17 protein-coding genes are annotated in these 16,692 nt (G+C 62.6%); 14 read left to right on the top strand and 3 right to left on the bottom strand.

Features of this window, described 5'->3' with window-relative positions:
• Positions 1–2: 2 nt before the first annotated feature.
• Entirely contained in the window at positions 3–797 is a 795-nt protein-coding gene (locus OCK01_RS02275; protein WP_263822511.1) for a TSUP family transporter, read from the bottom strand.
• Positions 798–939: 142 nt separating this feature from the next.
• On the opposite strand from OCK01_RS02275, the gene OCK01_RS02270 reads away from it, so the two are divergent.
• From OCK01_RS02270 to cbiB, 7 genes are all read left to right on the top strand, one after another.
• Positions 940–1,872: a hypothetical protein gene (locus tag OCK01_RS02270; protein ID WP_263822510.1), complete on the top strand. Its 933-nt coding sequence runs from the start codon at positions 940–942 to the stop codon at positions 1,870–1,872.
• A 1-nt stretch (position 1,873) separates the two neighbouring features.
• On the top strand, positions 1,874–2,263 hold the full coding sequence (locus OCK01_RS02265; RefSeq protein WP_263822509.1) for a cobalamin biosynthesis protein: 390 nt from the start codon (positions 1,874–1,876) through the stop codon (positions 2,261–2,263).
• A gap of 77 nt (positions 2,264–2,340) precedes the next feature.
• The gene (locus OCK01_RS02260) at positions 2,341–3,291 is read left to right on the top strand and encodes a nucleoside hydrolase (RefSeq protein ID WP_263822508.1); all 951 of its coding nucleotides are present in this window, start codon (positions 2,341–2,343) and stop codon (positions 3,289–3,291) included.
• Between the two features lie 445 nt (positions 3,292–3,736).
• A complete protein-coding gene (cobA, locus tag OCK01_RS02255) occupies positions 3,737–4,576 on the top strand; it encodes a uroporphyrinogen-III C-methyltransferase (RefSeq protein WP_263822507.1) in 840 nt (279 codons plus the stop codon).
• Positions 4,573–5,856, top strand: coding sequence for a cobyrinate a,c-diamide synthase (locus OCK01_RS02250; RefSeq protein WP_263822506.1), 1,284 nt, complete (start codon positions 4,573–4,575; stop codon positions 5,854–5,856). Before cobA ends, OCK01_RS02250 begins: the two co-directional genes overlap by 4 nt.
• Positions 5,857–5,859: 3 nt before the next feature.
• On the top strand, positions 5,860–6,879 hold the full coding sequence (gene cobD / locus OCK01_RS02245) for a threonine-phosphate decarboxylase CobD (RefSeq protein ID WP_263822505.1): 1,020 nt from the start codon (positions 5,860–5,862) through the stop codon (positions 6,877–6,879).
• A complete protein-coding gene (gene cbiB, locus OCK01_RS02240) occupies positions 6,880–7,860 on the top strand; it encodes an adenosylcobinamide-phosphate synthase CbiB (RefSeq protein ID WP_263822504.1) in 981 nt (326 codons plus the stop codon).
• A 6-nt stretch (positions 7,861–7,866) separates the two neighbouring features.
• Here the strand turns inward: cbiB and OCK01_RS02235 are convergent, their stop codons facing one another.
• Positions 7,867–8,595 carry a Crp/Fnr family transcriptional regulator gene (locus tag OCK01_RS02235; RefSeq protein WP_182829168.1) on the bottom strand — a complete coding sequence of 243 codons (729 nt, stop codon included), beginning with the start codon at positions 8,593–8,595 and terminating at the stop codon, positions 7,867–7,869.
• A gap of 184 nt (positions 8,596–8,779) precedes the next feature.
• Here OCK01_RS02235 and hemN point away from each other — a divergent pair, with 184 nt between their 5' ends.
• From hemN to OCK01_RS02220, 3 genes are all read left to right on the top strand, one after another.
• Positions 8,780–10,129 (top strand): oxygen-independent coproporphyrinogen III oxidase, encoded by a 1,350-nt coding sequence (gene hemN, locus OCK01_RS02230; protein WP_263822503.1) that lies wholly within the window; start codon positions 8,780–8,782, stop codon positions 10,127–10,129.
• Positions 10,130–10,362: 233 nt separating this feature from the next.
• Positions 10,363–11,022, top strand: a complete 660-nt coding sequence (locus OCK01_RS02225; RefSeq protein ID WP_182829170.1) for a PAS domain-containing protein — start codon at positions 10,363–10,365, stop codon at positions 11,020–11,022.
• A gap of 116 nt (positions 11,023–11,138) precedes the next feature.
• On the top strand, positions 11,139–12,062 hold the full coding sequence (locus OCK01_RS02220) for a glutaminase (protein ID WP_263822502.1): 924 nt from the start codon (positions 11,139–11,141) through the stop codon (positions 12,060–12,062).
• 328 nt (positions 12,063–12,390) lie between these two features.
• On the opposite strand, the gene OCK01_RS02215 is transcribed toward OCK01_RS02220, so the two are convergent.
• Positions 12,391–12,894, bottom strand: coding sequence for a hemerythrin domain-containing protein (locus tag OCK01_RS02215; RefSeq protein ID WP_263822501.1), 504 nt, complete (start codon positions 12,892–12,894; stop codon positions 12,391–12,393).
• Between the two features lie 199 nt (positions 12,895–13,093).
• Here OCK01_RS02215 and ccoN point away from each other — a divergent pair, with 199 nt between their 5' ends.
• The 4 genes from ccoN to ccoP are packed head-to-tail and all read left to right on the top strand — an operon-like array spanning position 13,094 to position 16,495.
• On the top strand, positions 13,094–14,716 hold the full coding sequence (gene ccoN / locus OCK01_RS02210) for a cytochrome-c oxidase, cbb3-type subunit I (protein ID WP_263822500.1): 1,623 nt from the start codon (positions 13,094–13,096) through the stop codon (positions 14,714–14,716).
• Between the two features lie 12 nt (positions 14,717–14,728).
• Entirely contained in the window at positions 14,729–15,466 is a 738-nt protein-coding gene (gene ccoO / locus OCK01_RS02205) for a cytochrome-c oxidase, cbb3-type subunit II (RefSeq protein ID WP_263822499.1), read from the top strand.
• Positions 15,467–15,478: 12 nt separating this feature from the next.
• On the top strand, positions 15,479–15,631 hold the full coding sequence (locus tag OCK01_RS02200; RefSeq protein WP_137157394.1) for a cbb3-type cytochrome c oxidase subunit 3: 153 nt from the start codon (positions 15,479–15,481) through the stop codon (positions 15,629–15,631).
• Between the two features lie 3 nt (positions 15,632–15,634).
• Positions 15,635–16,495 carry a cytochrome-c oxidase, cbb3-type subunit III gene (gene ccoP / locus OCK01_RS02195; RefSeq protein ID WP_263822498.1) on the top strand — a complete coding sequence of 287 codons (861 nt, stop codon included), beginning with the start codon at positions 15,635–15,637 and terminating at the stop codon, positions 16,493–16,495.
• Positions 16,496–16,692: the final 197 nt, after the last annotated feature.

Below are 16,692 nucleotides of genomic sequence, written 5' to 3'. Positions count from 1 at the left end.
CGTTATAACGCCAGCCAAACCCTCACAGGATTGGCGGGGTCGGACAGCAGCTTCACCGCCAGCGCGATACAGGTGACGACGAGCAGCGGCTTGATGATTTTCGCGCCGTTCTTCATGGCGAGTTTCGAGCCGACCTGAGCGCCGAGAAACTGACCGGCGCCCATCACCAGGCCGGTCTTCCAGGAAATGACGCCGGAGATGGTGAAGACGAGGAAGGCGCCGATATTGGAGGCGAAGTTCAGCATCTTCGTATGCGCGGTCGCCTTCAGCAAGCCGAAACCGGCCAGCGTCACGAAGGCCAGCATGAAAAAAGAGCCGGTGCCCGGCCCGAACACGCCGTCATAAAAGCCGATCAGCGGCACGATGGCGAGGCCGAACAGGAAGGGCGTGATGCGGCTGTGACGATCCTCGTCGCTGATCCTCGGCTTGAAACCGAAATAGAGGGCGATGGCGATCAGCAACACGGGCATCAGCGCCTTGAGCACATCACCCGGGATGAAGGTGGTGAGCACGGCGCCGAGCGCCGCCCCCAGCGCGGACATCAACGCCATCGGCAATTGCGTCTTCAGTTCGACATGTCCGCCGCGCGCATAAGCCAAAGTCGCCGAACCCGAGCCGAACAGCGATTGCAGCTTGTTGGTGCCGAGCGTCTCGATCGGCGGAAATCCGGCGATCAACATCGCCGGCACGGTGATCATGCCGCCGCCGCCGGCGATGGCGTCGATGAAGCCTGCGAGGAAGGCTGCGGCGAAGAGGAAGGCGAGAAGGGCGAGCGTGATTTCGGGCAAAGTGGACATCCTGTGACAGGTCGACCCATGCCACCCGCGTCGATCCGTTTCAAGCGCGTTCACCCTGACTGAGGAGGAAACCGGCTTTCTCTTGACCCCGCCGCCTGACCGGTGTCAAAAGCGCCACACTGGAATAGGAAAGACTATCTGAATGAAGGCCAGGATCATCCTGCATTGCGGGGCGCCCAAGACGGGATCCACGAGTTTCCAGCACCTGCTCTACGCCAACCGGCCGCTGCTTCTGGAAAAGGGATTCTATTGTCCCGCCGTGTCGCGCAAGAAGCGGGTCAAGGACGATGTCCGCATCCTGCTCGGCGAAATGTCGAAGCCGGAAAACGACAATCAGGCCTATCGCTTTCATATCGGCGAAGTGATCGAAAAGATCCGCGCCGAGACCGGCTGCCATACGCTGATCATCTCCAACGAGAACCTGCTCGGCAAACCCTTTATGGGGCCGAGGCGGAAATTCTATGAAAGCGCCGAGGAGCGGGCCGAGCGGCTGCATCTGGCGCTGCAGGATTACGATGTCGACGTGCGTTTCGTGATCCGCGACTACGCGGGCTTCCTGCCGTCCTGGTATGTGCAACAGGTGCGCATGGGCAGCGCCATGCGATTTTCGGATTTCCTGCACGGCTATGATTTCAAGGGCATGAACTGGGCGGCGCCCGTTTCCGCGCTGCGCCGTCATTTCGAGCCCGGCCGCGTCGGCATTTTCGATCATGCCGACATGATCGCCGATCCGATCGGCTTTCTCCGGGCGATGTTCCCGGATGTGATGGCGGCGCTCGGCGACAGAGGCCGCGAATTGCCCAACAAGAACATCTCCATCGGCGCCGGCATGGTGGAACGCTACCGGCGCTGGAGCGAAATCGCCACGCGCATTTCGCCGAGCCCGCGCTGGCGGGCGCGCATTCACCAGATCGGGCGGCGCTATGGGCTCCTTCCTCTCGAACGCTTCTCCCGTTCGCCGAAGCTGGTCATGCCCGACGACATGGCCAAGGCGCTGAGGGCGCGCTATCAGGCTGATCGCGACGCGTTGCGGCCGCAGCGGGTGCCGCCTGTATCGCCTGGGGCATCGGCCTGACATGGCGGCGCGGCTCTGGCTCGGTTTCGGCCTGTCGGAAGCCGCCGGCAATGAAGATGCGGTGGACGCCATCGCCGCGCTTCTGGACGGCACGGGTTTCACGGTCGCCGATCTGTCCGGCGCCGGCACCATCGACCGGAGATCTCAACACCCGGCGGTCGCTCGGATCGGGGCGCTGATCGGCAAGCCGGTGACCCTCTTTCCAGCCGAACGGCTGGAGCGGGAGACGCCGCGGCTCAAAAATCCTTCCGAAACGATCTACCGGCTGATGGGCTGTCATGGCGTCGCAGAAGCGGCGGCTCTGGCTCAGGCCGGCGAAACCGGGGGCCTTCTGGTCGAAAAGCGGCTGATGCGCCGGGTGACGTTGGCGATCGCGCAGTCTTTTGACTGATTGGTAAAAAATGCTGGCGTTTTGCCCCGCCCTTTGCCAATGCTCGCCTCGTCCACACTGAAAGAAAGAGGCGAGCCATGCATAAGGTGATTTTCGATACGGATCCGGGCGTCGACGACGCGATGGCGCTGCTCTTCCTGGAGCGGCATCCCGACATCGATTTGATCGGCGTGACCACCACTTTCGGCAACGCTTCGATCGAAACCACCACCCGCAACGCCCTTTATCTCAAGCGCGAATGGAATATCGCCGCGCCGGTGGCAAAGGGGTCTGGCGTCAAATATATGCCGGGCGAAGAGGTTCATCCCTATCCCAAGCATATCCATGGCGACGACGGGCTCGGCAATATCGGCGTTCCCGACGTGACGGACGTTCCGCTCGACCCGCGCGCGGCCGACGATTTCATCATCGAGACGATCAAGGCGCATCCCGGCGAAGTGACGCTGGTGGCGGTGGGACGCATGACCAATCTCGCCAATGCGCTGAAGAAGGCGCCGGAAATCGCCGGCCTCGTCAAGGAGGTGGTGATCATGGGCGGCGCGCTCGACGTGCCGGGCAATATCACGCCGGCCGCCGAGGCCAATATCCACGGCGACGCCGCCGCCGCCGACGCCGTGATGATCGCGCCGTGGGATGTCGTGCTCGTGCCGCTCGACGTGACATTGAAGATGGTGATGAGCCGCAGCCAACTCGGCGACCTCGCCAGCCAGGGCGACGACGCCGTCAAGCTGCTCGATCGTCTCAGCCAGTTCTACATCGATTTCTACGACGGCCACTTCAAGGATTCGATGGTGGTGCACGACACCTGCGCCTGCCTCTATGTCGTGGCGCCTGAATTGTTCGCCACCCGCTCCGGCGTCGTCCGCGTTTTCACCGAAGGTCTCGGCGAAGGCAAGACCATGCAGAAACCCGACGGCATGGGCTTTGGCCCGAGCGCCTGGGACGGCCAGAAAAGCCAGCTCGGCTGCGTCGGCATCGATGCGGAAGGCGCGATGACCCTGGTCTGCGAGACGCTGGTTCGTCGTTGATTGCAGGGGCGGGGAAGCGTCTGCGGCTCCGCTCTTTTCCTCGTAATGGTGTGCTCCGCCCCTCATCCCCCTGCCGGGACCTTCTCCCCGCATCGCGGGGAGAAGGAGGGTGGAGCGCCGACATTGCTTCAATCGCCCTTCGCCCCGCGATGCGGGGAGAAGGTGGCGTCAGCCGGATGAGGGGCGGCGCACGACAGGCGCTAAAAGCTCAGTAAATCAGTCGCTTATCAGAGTATCTTTTTATCCGGAATCACCCTTCTTCCACTCCACCTGAAAACGTCACACCTCCTCCTGTTGCGTGAACGACGAACGGACTGTCGCAAAGGGGCTAGGCGGCGCGGGCGTGAACGCGTTAGTGTGGAGAGATATGCGGGCGCGGCCCATGTGACGGTTCAATGACGGCGGCTCGATTGCAAATGGCTTCGTGGCGGCTTAGGAAGCAGGGATGGACGAACTCTTTTCGCATTTGCCGGCATTCCTGCCCGGAACCGTCTGGCTCACGGGCGCCGGTCCGGGCGATCCCGGCCTTTTGACGCTGCTCGCCGTCAAGGCGCTGCGCGAGGCCGATGTGATCGTCTATGACGCTCTGGTCGACGAATCCTGCCTCAAATTCGCCCATGCCGGCGCCGAACTCGAATATGCCGGCAAGCGCGGCGGCAAGCCGTCGGCCAAGCAGCGCGACATTTCCCTTCGTCTCGTCGATCTCGCCAAACAGGGCAAGCGCGTGCTGCGCCTGAAGGGTGGCGATCCCTTCGTGTTCGGACGCGGCGGCGAAGAGGCGCTGACGCTGGTGGATCACGGCGTCTCCTTCCGCATCGTGCCGGGCGTGACAGCAGGGATCGGCGGGCTCGCTTATGCCGGCATTCCTGTCACCCATCGCGAGGTCAACCACACCGTCACTTTTCTCACCGGTCATGATTCCTCGGGCATCGTGCCCGACAGGATCGATTGGGAAGCGGTCGGGCGCGGCTCGCCCGTGATCGTCATGTATATGGCGATGAAGCATATGGCCGAAATCGCCCGCAAGCTGATCGCCGCCGGCCGCAAGCCGCTGGAGCCCCTGGCGATCGTCTGCAACGCCGCCACCGCCCAGCAGACCGTGTATGAAACCACGCTCGCCAATGCCGACGGCGTCATCAAGGCCAATGGCATCGAACCGCCTGCGATCATCGTGCTGGGCGAAGTCGTGCGGCTGCGCGGCGGGCTGGATTGGCTGGGCGCGATGACTGGCCGCAGTCTCGTCGGAGATCCGCTCGGGCCTGTCGGTTTGAAAGATCCCGCATGAGCGGTCTGCTGATCGCGGCGCCGTCGTCGGGATCGGGCAAGACGACGATCACCTTCGGCCTGCTCCGAGCGCTCAAGCGCCGGGGCGTGGCGGTGAATGCCGGCAAGGCCGGCCCCGATTATATCGACCCCGCTTTCCATGCTATCGCATCCGATGGCCCTTGCGTCAATTTCGATCCCTGGGCGATGCGGCCCGAGCTGTTGCGCCAGCAGGCGTTGTCGGGACCGCTGATCATCGAGGCGATGATGGGCCTGTTCGACAGCGCCGCCGACGGCGTCGGCTCTCCCGCCCATCTCGCCAAACTGCTGGGACTGAATGTGGTGTTCGTGGTCGATTGCGGGCGCATGTCGCAATCGGTCGGGGCGCTGGTGCGCGGTTACGCGACGCATGACCCGGACATCAGGATTTCCGGCCTGATCCTCAACCGGGTCGGCAGTCCTCGGCATGAAAGACTGCTGCGCAACGGTCTTGAGGGGCTCGACATCCCCATTCTCGGCGTCATGCCGTCCGATAAGAGGCTCAGTCTGCCGGAGCGGCATCTCGGCCTGGTGCAGGCCGGCGAAATCGGCGAAATCGACGCCTTCATGGACTATGCCGCCGAACGCGTCGCCGAGCGGATCGATGTGGATGCGCTGCTGAAGCTCGCCGCGCGGCCGACAATGGCGCGCGAGACGGTCGTCTGCCGCATCCCGCCGCTCGGACAGCGGATCGCGGTGGCGCGGGACGAAGCTTTCGCCTTCTCCTATCCTCATCTTCTCGACGGCTGGCGGGCGCAAGGCGCGGATATCAGGTTTTTCTCGCCGCTCGGGGATGAAGCGCCGGCGGAAGACGCCGACGCCGTCTATCTGCCCGGCGGTTATCCCGAACTGCATGCGGGACGGCTGGCGGACGCCTCGCGCTTCAAAATCGGCATGGCCACGCGTGCGGCGGCGGGCGCGGTGATTTATGGCGAGTGCGGCGGCTATATGGCCTTGGGAGACGAATTGATCGACGCTGGGGGGCGCCGGCACGAGATGCTCGGCCTGCTGCCGCTGGTCACCACCTTTGCGGAGCGCAAGCGGCATCTCGGCTATCGGCGGGCGATGGCGCTGGCAGGCCCTTTTGCGGGCGTGCGCTTCAACGCCCATGAATTCCACTATTCGAAGGCCGCGCACGAGGGCGAGGCCGACAGGCTGTTTGCGGTGAGCGACGCCGAAGGAGCCGATCTCGGCGCGGTCGGGCTGGCGCGGGGCAATGTTTCCGGCTCCTATATGCATCTCATCGATCTCGGGAGCGGTTGAGCCATGGCGCGCATTCTGCATGGCGGCGCCATCGCGGCGGCGGCGCGGGTCTATGGCGGCGATCCCTGCGACTGGCTCGATCTCTCGACGGGTATCAACCCCAACCCGCCTCACATCCCAGGGATTCCGACCCGGGTCTGGAACCGGTTGCCGGATGCGGACCTGATCGACCGGGCGCGAGCGGCGGCGCGCGCCTGGTATCTGCGCGGCGTCGAGGCGGATAGCGACGAGGCCGGCTTGCCGCTCGCCGTTCCCGGCACGCAGGCGCTGATCCAGATCCTGCCGCGTCTCGCGCCGGCCGGGCGTCCGATCGCCGTTCTCTCGCCGACCTATGGCGAATATGGGCTTTGTTTCCGCCGCGCCGGCTTCGCGGTCGAGGCGATCGCCGACTTGGCGGAGTTGCGGCCCGAGCACGGGTTGGTGATCGTCGTCAATCCCAACAATCCGACCGGTCGTCTCCATGACGCCGGCGAACTTCGGGATCTGGCGCGCCGGCTCGAAGGGCAGGGGGCGCGGCTGCATGTCGACGAAGCCTTCGGCGACTCCCGTCCGGAGGCGACGCTCGCGGGCTTCGCGCCGAAGACGCGCAATGTCACTGTCAGCCGATCGTTCGGAAAGTTCTTCGGGCTGGCGGGGGTTAGGCTCGGCTTCGTGTTCGCCCGTCCCGATACGCTCGAATTCGTCGAGGCCGAGCTCGGCCCCTGGGCGGTGTCCGGCCCGGCCCTGCATCTCGCCGCTGAGCTAATGGCGGGCGATGGCGGCGCCGTGGCGGAGGCGATTGAACAACGTTCGGCGGCGTTGTCGGCGGTTCTCGATGACGCAGGCCTCGGTCGCGTCGGGGGCACTGATCTGTTCCAGACCGTTATCCACGAAAATGCGTCCGCTCTCTTTGAACATCTCGCCCGGTCTCATATATTGGTCCGCAAGTTCGATTACGCCGCCGACTGGCTGCGGATCGGACTTGCGCCGGATGAGGAAGGGGACCGGAGGCTGGCCAAGGCGCTCGCCTCCTTCGAGGGATAGATGCTTACATTGATCATGCTGGCGGTCGCGCTGACGCTCGACCGATTGGTCGGCGATCCGCACTGGCTCTGGGCGAAGCTGCCGCATCCGGTCGTCGTCTTCGGCAAGGCGATTTCCTTTTTCGAGAAGCAGTTCAACGGCAAGGGGCTCAATGATCGCGACCGCCGCTCCTATGGCGTGCTGACCATCGTTGCGCTTCTGTTCGGCAGCGTTCTTGTCGGCTGGTTCTTTCATCGGCTGCTAATGGCGCTCGGCCCGTTCGGCGTGATCTTCGAAGTGCTAATCGTCGCCGTGCTTTTGGCGCAAAAGAGCCTGTCGGATCATGTCGCCGCCGTCGCCGTCGGCTTGCGCGCCGATGGCATCGAGGGTGGACGCAAGGCGGTGGCGATGATCGTCGGCCGCGATCCAAATCGCCTTGATCGCGCCGGCGTCTCTCGCGCGGCGATCGAAACCCTGGCGGAGAATTTCTCCGACGGCGTCATCGCGCCGGCGCTCTATTACGCCATATTCGGCCTGCCGGGCATCTTCGCCTACAAGATGCTCAACACCGCCGATTCGATGATCGGCCACAAGACGCCGCGATACCTGCAATTCGGCTGGGCGTCGGCCCGGCTCGACGATCTCGCCAACTGGCCGGCCGCCCGGCTGTCTGCGCTGTTGATCGCCGCCGCCGCCTTCTTCCAGGCCGGTCCGCGGGCGGCGCGGCGTTCGCTGACGACGGCCTTCTCGGATTCCGGCCTGCATCGGTCGCCCAATTCCGGCTGGCCCGAATCGGCCATGGCGGGGGCGATCGACGTGGCGCTGGCCGGACCACGCGTCTATGCCGGCGAAACCGTCTCCGAACCCCTGCAAAACGGCGCCGGCCGCCGCGATATCGACGCCAAGGAAATCGACGAGGCGCTCGGCGTTTATGCGTCGGCCTGCACATTGTTCAATGTGGCGGTCGCCGCGCTGGCGTTGCTCATCATGCTCATGGTCTGACGCCGGTCAGACATCCATGCCCGCGACTTCGGCCAGACGATCCATGTCGGGCACGGTGACATGGCGGTTGTTTTCCACCTGAATGACGCCGTCGCCGCGCAGTTTGGTCATCTGACGACTGACGGTCTCGATGGTCAGACCGAGGAAATCGGCGATGTCTGCGCGCGACAGCGGCAGGTCGAAGCTCGTCTCATCGAGGTTTTCGGGGTCGAAATGGGTGGCGATCATATAGAGGAAGCTCGCCACCTTTTCCTGCGCCGTCTTGCGCCCGAGCGTCAGCATCCAGTCGCGGGCTTCGTCGAGTTCGGCCAGCGCCTGATTGTGGAGCCGATGTTCGAGCTCGGGAGAGCCGGCGACGAGGCGGTCGAGCACCGCCTTGGGCATGGAGCAGATTTCGCTTTCTGTGGCGGCTTCGGCCGTCAGGCTGCTTTCGGTGGAAAAGGGCCGGCCGAGAAAGTCGGGGGCGAATTGCAGCCCGACGATCTGCTGGCGGCCATCCGCGAGCATTTTCGTCAGTTTCACCACGCCCTTGAGAATATTGGCGTAGGCGGCGATCTTCTCGCCCTGGCCCTGGAGTTCAGCGCCCGAAGCCAGCTTCTTGCGCGTCGTGTATTTGCTCAGTTCGGCCAGTTGCTGCGCATTCATGGCCCCGCAAACGCCGCCATGGCGCGCCTCGCAGGACCGGCAAACCACCGGAATTTCTGAATTGTGAATGTCCCTACGCGGATTGTCCATCGCCCTCGACCCGTTTGTCTTCCGAATTTATAGCGGTCCAAATATTCTCGCGAAATGCGACCAATGTTCCGTCGTTCGTTTTGTTTCTGAACTTGACGATATGTAAATTTTCGGATGCGTGAATTGATTGAGATCAAAGTTCGGCGCAAGCGACGGAACTAGGGTGAAAGCCATGGAGGACCCCATGGCCCAGCATCTTCTCAGCAAGTATTCCGGAAACGTGCCCCGCTACACGTCCTATCCAACCGCGCCGCATTTCCACGAAGGCATCGGTCCATCCACCTATGCGTCATGGCTAGGCGCGCTCGGCGAGAACGACACCGTTTCGCTCTATGTCCACATTCCCTATTGCGACAGGCTCTGTTGGTTCTGCGCCTGCCACACCAAGCAGACGCAGAAATACGAGCCCGTACGGGCCTATCTCGACGCGCTCTATCGCGAAATCGCGATGGTGGGCGCGCTCGTCTCGCCCAGGGCGCGGGTCACTGCGCTGCATCTCGGCGGCGGTTCGCCCACCATGCTGGCGCCGGAGGACATGATCGAACTCAAGTCTCGGCTTTCAGCGGCGTTCTCTTTCGGACCGGACGCCGAGATCAGCGTCGAGATGGACCCGAACGATCTCGATCATGCGCGCTACGATGCGCTGGCGGCGATCGGCATGACGCGCGCGAGCCTGGGCGTCCAGGATTTCGCCCACAAGGTCCAGCAGGCGATCAATCGCATCCAGACCTTTGCGCAGACGCGCAGCGTGGTCGAGGAGGTTCGCAAACGCGGCGTCAGGTCGCTGAACTGCGATATCGTGTATGGCCTGCCGCATCAGACGCTGGAAACGCTTTCGGAAACCGTCGAAGACATCATCTATCTCAACCCCGAACGCATCGCGCTGTTCGGCTATGCGCATGTGCCGTGGATGAAGAAGCATCAGACGATGATCGACGAGACGTCGCTGCCGGGATCCGCCCTGCGTTACCGCCTGATGAACAAGGCGGCCGCCATGTTGCGCGAAGCGGGCTATGTTCCGATCGGCATCGACCATTTCGCCCGCCCCGGCGATCCGCTCGAGAGAGCGATGCGGGAGGGCAGGCTCGCTCGCAACTTCCAGGGCTATACCGATGAAGGGGCCACCGCTTTGATCGGTCTCGGCGCATCGTCGATCGGCAAGCTGCCGCAGGGCTATGTCCAAAACAACCCCGCCACCGGCGTCTATCAGAAACAGACGCTCGACGGAGCCTTGACGACGGTGCGCGGCGTGGCCTTCAGCGATGACGACCGCCTGCGCGCCTATGTCATAGAGCGGCTGATGTGCGACTACGCGTTGTCCTTTTCCGACCTGTCGAGGCGGTTCGGTTCGGCGGCCGGCACGATATTGGCGGAGGCGCAGGCGCTGGTCGCGGCCGATGCCGATGGACATGTGGCCCTCGACGGCGACCATTTCGTGGTGTCCGATGAGGCGCGGCCCTTCGTGCGGTCGATCGCGGCATATTTCGACGCCTATTTGGCCCAGGGCCGCGGACGGCATTCCGCCGCTGTGTGAGAAATAGCCCCGAGGAATCGCGACGCCGCCGATCTCCGGCGGCAAAAGATCGCGAAATTTGGCGGAAATGCCGGTCCACCCAGAAAAAGTGGATTGAAAAACAAGGCGGTTGATCCGGTGCGTGCAAATACCCGTATATGAAACTTTACAGACGCGCCGCGTAAAAGATAAAAAGGCGCATAAGCCTGCGATTGTACCGTGTTCGCCGGAAGGATGAGATAGGGAGAGCGAAGTTGCAATCTCTGATAGATACGCTTCGTCATAAATGCAGGCAGTTGTCGCGAGCGGTCGCGCTCGGCGAGGATGACCTCGTCGAAAAACTCGACGGCGAAATTCAACCCATGATCCGCCAGGTTCTCTGGGACGTGGGCCAATGCCCGGAAGAGCACTACCAGCAGTTGCGTGCGATATGCGAATTGCTGCGCGATGACGAAGGCGACCGCGCCAGCGTGCTCGACAAGGCCAGCGCCATGATGCAGGTGCTCGACAGGATGTTCCGCGATCGCGCCCGCCAGAACGCCTCGACCGGCAAGTTTCGCGACGCCCTGCGCGCAAGCGGCAAGATCAATCAGGCGCTGCTCGATCAATTGCCGGACAGCGTGCTGCTGGTGGGCCGTGATCGTAAGCTCGTCTTCGCCAACAGGGATTTTTGCGCCCGCTACGGCTGCAAACCCGAAGAATGCGTCGGCGCGTCCTTGGCGGAGTTCTTCTGCGCCGCCGGCGATTATCATCTTTTGTCGGCCTATATCGACAAGGCCTTCAACGAGGGCGTTTCGACCGCCGGCTTCCGGCTCGACCATGTCGTTTTCGACATCAAGCCCTTCGAACTGGATGGCGACAAGGCCATGGGGGTGATGGTGCTCATGCGCACCATGCCGGCAACCGAACACTGACAGTTCGTCGGCGCATCGTGAGATGCGAGTTTTCGGCAGGATCGCAAAACGCGTTCCCACTTTGCGGCAATATGCTTTAGAAGCGGAATCCGACGCTGTTTTTCGGAGAAAAGACGTTGCAGATCGACGATATTCTGTCCGCCGTGTATCGAGATGTCGCCCCTCATATCGGCGAGGGCAAGGTCGCCGACTACATTCCGGCGCTCGCCAAGGTCGATCCGAGAAAGTTCGGCATGGCCATCGTTACGTTGGACGGCTCGGTCCATACGATCGGCGACGCCGAGGACATCTTCTCCATTCAGAGCATCTCGAAGGTCTTCACCTTGACCCTGGCCTTGGGACGCGTGGGCGAGGGGCTTTGGAAGCGGGTCGGCCGCGAACCGTCGGGGACGGCCTTCAATTCGATCGTGCAACTCGAAAACGAGCATGGCATCCCCCGCAATCCCTTCATTAATGCCGGCGCGATCGTGGTTGCCGACACGCTGCTGTCCGGCCATCAGCCGCGGGAAACCCTGGGCGAGATCCTGAGCTTCGTCCGCGGCCTTGCCGATGACGAGTCGATCTATATCGACGCCGAGGTGGCGCGGTCGGAACAGATGACCGGATTCCGTAACGCCGCCCTCGCCAACTATATGTATTCGTTCGGTAATATTCATAATCCGGTGGAGAAGACGCTGGGCGTCTATTACCATCAATGCGCTCTGGCGATGTCCTGCGTCCAACTCGCGCGCGCCGGGCTTTACCTCGCCAGCAGCGGCCGGATGTCGCCCAGGGGGCCGAATGCGGTATCGGCCGAACGAGCCCGCCGCATCAATGCGCTGATGATGACCTGCGGCCATTACGACGCCTCGGGGGATTTCGCCTTCCATGTCGGCCTTCCCGGCAAGAGCGGCGTCGGCGGCGGCATCCTCTGCATCGCGCCCGGCAAGGCGGCGATCGCGGTCTGGGCTCCGGGGCTCAACGAGAACGGCAATTCGGCCACCGGCACCCGCGCGCTGGACTATCTTGCCCGACGCACCGGCTGGTCCGTTTTCGCCTAGATCGATTGCTGTTCCGAAGAGGAAAACCCTCGACGGCCTCGTCTCGGCCGATTTGGTTCGGTGGCTATGTGGAGGCAGCGCGTCTCTGATTCAGTTGCGATCAAATTTGCACGGTTGTGAGACGGAACGTGAGTATGCTAAGTAATACTCGTGACGTAGGCGATAGGCATCCTCGCTCCATTTCCTGCGGCGTCATGCGCGGCTTATCCCTGCAAGCCTCCCGAATGTCGCCCGAGAACCTCAATACGTCATGTCCGTCTTTCCCTGGACGGTCTCCACGAAAGTCTCCGGCCTGCCCTCCAGTCGCCGGGGACTTTCATCGCCCGGATCAGCCGGCCTTTTCCAGCCCGACAGTGTCGAGTTTGTCGATGAGATGCTCGCGTTCGAAGGCGATGTGGCGCCGGACGGCTTCGAAGAAGCCCCGCAGCATATAGCCGGTGGCCTCCATGTTGATCTCGCTGCCGCCGGCCCCGAGCAGCAGCAACCGCTCCGCCAGTTCCTCGGCAAAACACTCGTCCTCGAAATGCTCGAATTTCAGACGGGCCAGGGTTTTGGCGAGATCGCCGGGCAGGCCGCGCGTCTCAAGCGCCGGAAACAGCACGTTTTCTTCGTAGTGGTGCAGCCCCTTTATCATCGGTCCCAACGCCTTTGCCGCATAGATGCATTTTTGACGATTGACGCTGGCGGGGAGGGAATCGGCGATCTGCTCCAGTTCCGCGCAAAGGTGCAATTGCTCCTGATGGGCATTCAACCACCAATCGAGAGGCAGATGCGCGGCGTCCGGATTTGAGACGGCGCCGGGTCCGGCATTTTGACGGATCGTTTCGGGCATGTCGGTTATTCCTCGGGCATTGTCGCGTATATCCACAATCGCTCGAAAAAGCCGAATAAGCCTTGATTCAGATCAAGGCTGCTTTTGCCCCTACCTGAGATGTGTCGAGGGACCGCAGAGGAATCTTTGTCTTTGGGCTCCTCTGCGTCTTGGTCCGGTTGCGGACGAAGGATTTCAGGGACGTTGGGGGATGCCAACAATGAACTACACACTCGAAACGATACTTGTGGCGCTGGGCGCCTTCCTGGCGCTTCTCGCTGCCGGGTTCGCCCAGGACCACCTGTTCCAGCAGCATATGTTCGTCGCGTTCATATCGCTTGCTCTGGGAACGGTACTTCTGCTTCGCCACGCGAAATTCGCGACGGCGGCGCCGGTCTCCGCCGCGCAGGCGAAAACCGAATATATGGATGGCGTGGTGCGCTACGGCGTCGTCGCCACCACCTTCTGGGGCATTGTCGGCTTTCTGGTCGGCGTCGTCGTGGCGCTGCAGCTCGCCTTTCCCGATCTCAACATCGAGCCCTGGCTGAATTTCGGCCGCACGCGCCCGCTGCACACCTCCGCCGTCATCTTCGCCTTCGGCGGCAACGCGTTGCTTGCGACTTCCTTCTACGTGGTCCAGCGCACCAACCGCGTCCGCCTGTTCGGCGGCAACCTCGCCTGGTTCGTATTCTGGGGCTACCAGCTTTTCATCGTGATGGCCGCCACCGGCTATCTGCTCGGCATCACCCAGGGTAAGGAATATGCCGAGCCCGAATGGTATGTCGATCTGTGGTTGACGATCGTCTGGGTCTGTTACCTCATCGTCTTCCTCGGCACGCTGCTGATCCGCAAGGAGCCGCATATCTATGTGGCCAACTGGTTCTATCTCTCCTTCATCGTGACGATCGCGATGCTGCATGTGGTGAACAATCTCGCCATGCCGGTGTCGTTCCTCGGCGTGAAATCCTATCCGGTCTTCGCCGGCGTGCAGGACGCGTTGACGCAATGGTGGTACGGCCATAACGCCGTCGGCTTCTTCCTCACCGCAGGCTTCCTCGGCATGATGTATTATTTCGTGCCCAAGCAGGCGAACCGTCCTGTCTATTCCTACCGGCTGTCGATCATCCACTTCTGGGCGCTGATCTTCATGTATATCTGGGCCGGCCCCCATCACCTGCACTACACGGCGCTGCCGGACTGGGCGCAGACGCTGGGCATGGTGTTCTCGATCATGCTGTGGATGCCCTCCTGGGGCGGCATGATCAACGGCCTGATGACGCTGTCGGGCGCCTGGGACAAGATCCGCACCGACCCGATCATCCGCATGATGGTCATGGCCATCGCCTTCTACGGCATGTCGACCTTCGAAGGCCCTATGATGTCGATCAAAGCGGTCAACTCGCTCAGCCACTATACCGAATGGACCATCGGCCACGTGCATTCCGGCGCGCTCGGCTGGGTCGGCATGATCACCTTCGGCGCCATCTACTATCTGACGCCCAAGCTGTGGAACCGTCAGCGCCTCTACAGCCTGCGTCTCGTCAACTGGCACTTCTGGCTGGCCACGATCGGCATCGTGATCTACGCCGCCGCCCTTTGGGTCGCCGGCATTCAGCAGGGCCTGATGTGGCGCGAGTATAACGAGCAGGGCTTCCTGGTCTATTCCTTCGCGGAATCGGTCGCCGCCATGTTCCCCTACTACGTGCTGCGCGTGCTCGCCGGCCTGCTCTATCTCGGCGGCTCGCTGCTGATGGGCTTCAACATCTTCATGACAATCAAGGGCTACGAACGCAAGGAAGCGCCGCTTCCGGGCGCCATGCCTGCGGCCGTTCCGGCCGAGTAAGGGAGCACACTCATGGCTTTGCTTGATAAACACGCAATCCTCGAGAAAAACGCCACGCTTCTCCTGGTCGGCTCGCTGCTCGTCGTCACCATCGGCGGCATCGTGGAAATCGCGCCGCTGTTCTATCTCGAGAACACGATCGAAAAGGTGGAGGGGATGCGCCCCTACACCCCGCTCGAATTGGCGGGACGCAACATCTATATCCGTGAAGGCTGCTATGTCTGTCACAGCCAGATGATCCGTCCGTTCCGCGACGAGGTCGAACGCTACGGCCATTACAGCCTGGCGGCGGAATCGATGTACGACCATCCCTTCCAGTGGGGCTCCAAGCGCACAGGCCCGGATCTCGCCCGCGTCGGCGGCCGTTACTCCAACGAATGGCATGTGCAGCACCTGACCGAACCGCGCGACGTGGTGCCGGAATCGATCATGCCGAGCTATTCCTATCTCAAGACGACCGAACTCGACGTGAAGGACCTCAACGTCACCGCAAACCTCCAGGCCAACGCGACCGTGGGCGTGCCCTATACGTCGGAAATGCTGGACAAGGCTGTGGACGACTTCAAGGCGCAAGCTGATCCCAATGCGGATACGGCCGGCCTGCTGGCCCGCTATCCCAAGGCGAAGGTCGGCGATTTCGACGGCGATCCCGCCAAGCTGACCGAGATGGACGCTCTCGTCGCCTATCTCCAGATGCTCGGCTCGCTGGTCGACTTCTCCACCTATAACGACGCCTCGGGCTATCGCTGAGGAGGGACGGACATGGAAACCTACGAAGCCATGCGCGCCTTCGCCGACAGTTGGGGAATGCTGGCCATGCTGGCCTTCTTCGCCGCGGCGATCGTCTTCATCTTTCGGCCCGGCGCGAAGAAACACGCCGACGAGGCCGCGCTTATCCCTCTCAAGGAGGATTGAACAATGGCAGAGAAACATATCGACGAACTCTCGGGCGTCGAGACCACCGGCCATGAATGGGACGGCATCAAGGAACTCAACAACCCGATGCCGCGCTGGTGGGTGTACACCTTCTACGCGACGATCGTCTGGGCCATCGGCTATACGATCGCTTTCCCGGCCTGGCCGCTGCTCAGCGACGCAACTCGCGGCGTGCTCGGCTATTCCAGCCGTGAAGACCTCGCCCAGGAAGTGAGCGTGGCGGCGGAGGGACAGAAGGTGTTCCTCGACAAGATCACGGCGATGCCGGTCGCCGACATTCCGAAGGACGCCGCGCTCAACGAATTCGCCATGAACGGCGGCGCCGCCGCCTTCAAGGTGAACTGCGCCCCTTGCCATGGTTCGGGCGCCCAGGGCGGGCCGGGCTTCCCCAATCTCAACGACAATGACTGGCTGTGGGGCGGCAAGATCGACGACATCTACGCCACGATCCAGCATGGCATCCGTTCGGACGATCCGGACAGCCGCACGTCGGAAATGCCGGCCTTCGCCGAAATGCTGCAGCCGCAGGAGATCAAGCAGGTCGCGGCCTATGTGGTCAGCCTCACCGGCACGCCGGCCGATGCGGGCATGGTCGAGCCGGGCAAGCAGCTGTTCGCGGACAATTGCGCTTCCTGCCACGGCGAAAACGCTGAGGGCAATCGCGAATTCGGCGCGCCGAACCTCGCCGACGCCATATGGCTGAAAGGCGAAGGCGAAGACGCTATCATCCGTCAGGTCAATGCGCCGAAACACGGCATGATGCCCGCCTGGGGCGGCCGTCTCTCGGACGCCACGATCAAGCAGCTCGCAGTCTATGTCCACGCTTTGGGCGGCGGCGAATAAAGCTTGCGCCCGGTTCCTTCCGGGCGCCACGATCTCTCCAGCATGATCAGCCGGCTCATCCGGCCATGCTCGCCTGCCGCGCCCCTGAAAAGGCGCGGCTTTTTTTGAACGAGTGTGAAATAATCCACCTGCCGCCCCCTTCGGGCCGCTTGAAACCAATATGCGCGAGGGCTACAGGAGCATTGGTATTACAGGGA

It is taken from the genome of Rhizobium sp. TRM95796, assembly GCF_025779995.1.
Lineage (GTDB): Bacteria > Pseudomonadota > Alphaproteobacteria > Rhizobiales > Rhizobiaceae > Rhizobium_E.
This window is presented reverse-complemented; position numbering and strand designations above follow the sequence as displayed.

Coding starts and splice junctions, on each gene's coding strand:
- cbiB (WP_263822504.1), top strand. CDS start 6,880: ATGCTTACATTGATCATGCTGGCGGTCGCGCTGACGCTCGACCGATTG.
- ccoO (WP_263822499.1), top strand. CDS start 14,729: ATGGCTTTGCTTGATAAACACGCAATCCTCGAGAAAAACGCCACGCTT.
- cobA (WP_263822507.1), top strand. CDS start 3,737: ATGGACGAACTCTTTTCGCATTTGCCGGCATTCCTGCCCGGAACCGTC.
- OCK01_RS02200 (WP_137157394.1), top strand. CDS start 15,479: ATGGAAACCTACGAAGCCATGCGCGCCTTCGCCGACAGTTGGGGAATG.
- OCK01_RS02215 (WP_263822501.1), bottom strand. CDS start 12,894: ATGCCCGAAACGATCCGTCAAAATGCCGGACCCGGCGCCGTCTCAAAT.
- OCK01_RS02235 (WP_182829168.1), bottom strand. CDS start 8,595: ATGGACAATCCGCGTAGGGACATTCACAATTCAGAAATTCCGGTGGTT.
- OCK01_RS02260 (WP_263822508.1), top strand. CDS start 2,341: ATGCATAAGGTGATTTTCGATACGGATCCGGGCGTCGACGACGCGATG.
- OCK01_RS02265 (WP_263822509.1), top strand. CDS start 1,874: ATGGCGGCGCGGCTCTGGCTCGGTTTCGGCCTGTCGGAAGCCGCCGGC.
- hemN (WP_263822503.1), top strand. CDS start 8,780: ATGGCCCAGCATCTTCTCAGCAAGTATTCCGGAAACGTGCCCCGCTAC.
- OCK01_RS02270 (WP_263822510.1), top strand. CDS start 940: ATGAAGGCCAGGATCATCCTGCATTGCGGGGCGCCCAAGACGGGATCC.
- cobD (WP_263822505.1), top strand. CDS start 5,860: ATGGCGCGCATTCTGCATGGCGGCGCCATCGCGGCGGCGGCGCGGGTC.
- OCK01_RS02250 (WP_263822506.1), top strand. CDS start 4,573: ATGAGCGGTCTGCTGATCGCGGCGCCGTCGTCGGGATCGGGCAAGACG.
- OCK01_RS02275 (WP_263822511.1), bottom strand. CDS start 797: ATGTCCACTTTGCCCGAAATCACGCTCGCCCTTCTCGCCTTCCTCTTC.
- ccoN (WP_263822500.1), top strand. CDS start 13,094: ATGAACTACACACTCGAAACGATACTTGTGGCGCTGGGCGCCTTCCTG.
- ccoP (WP_263822498.1), top strand. CDS start 15,635: ATGGCAGAGAAACATATCGACGAACTCTCGGGCGTCGAGACCACCGGC.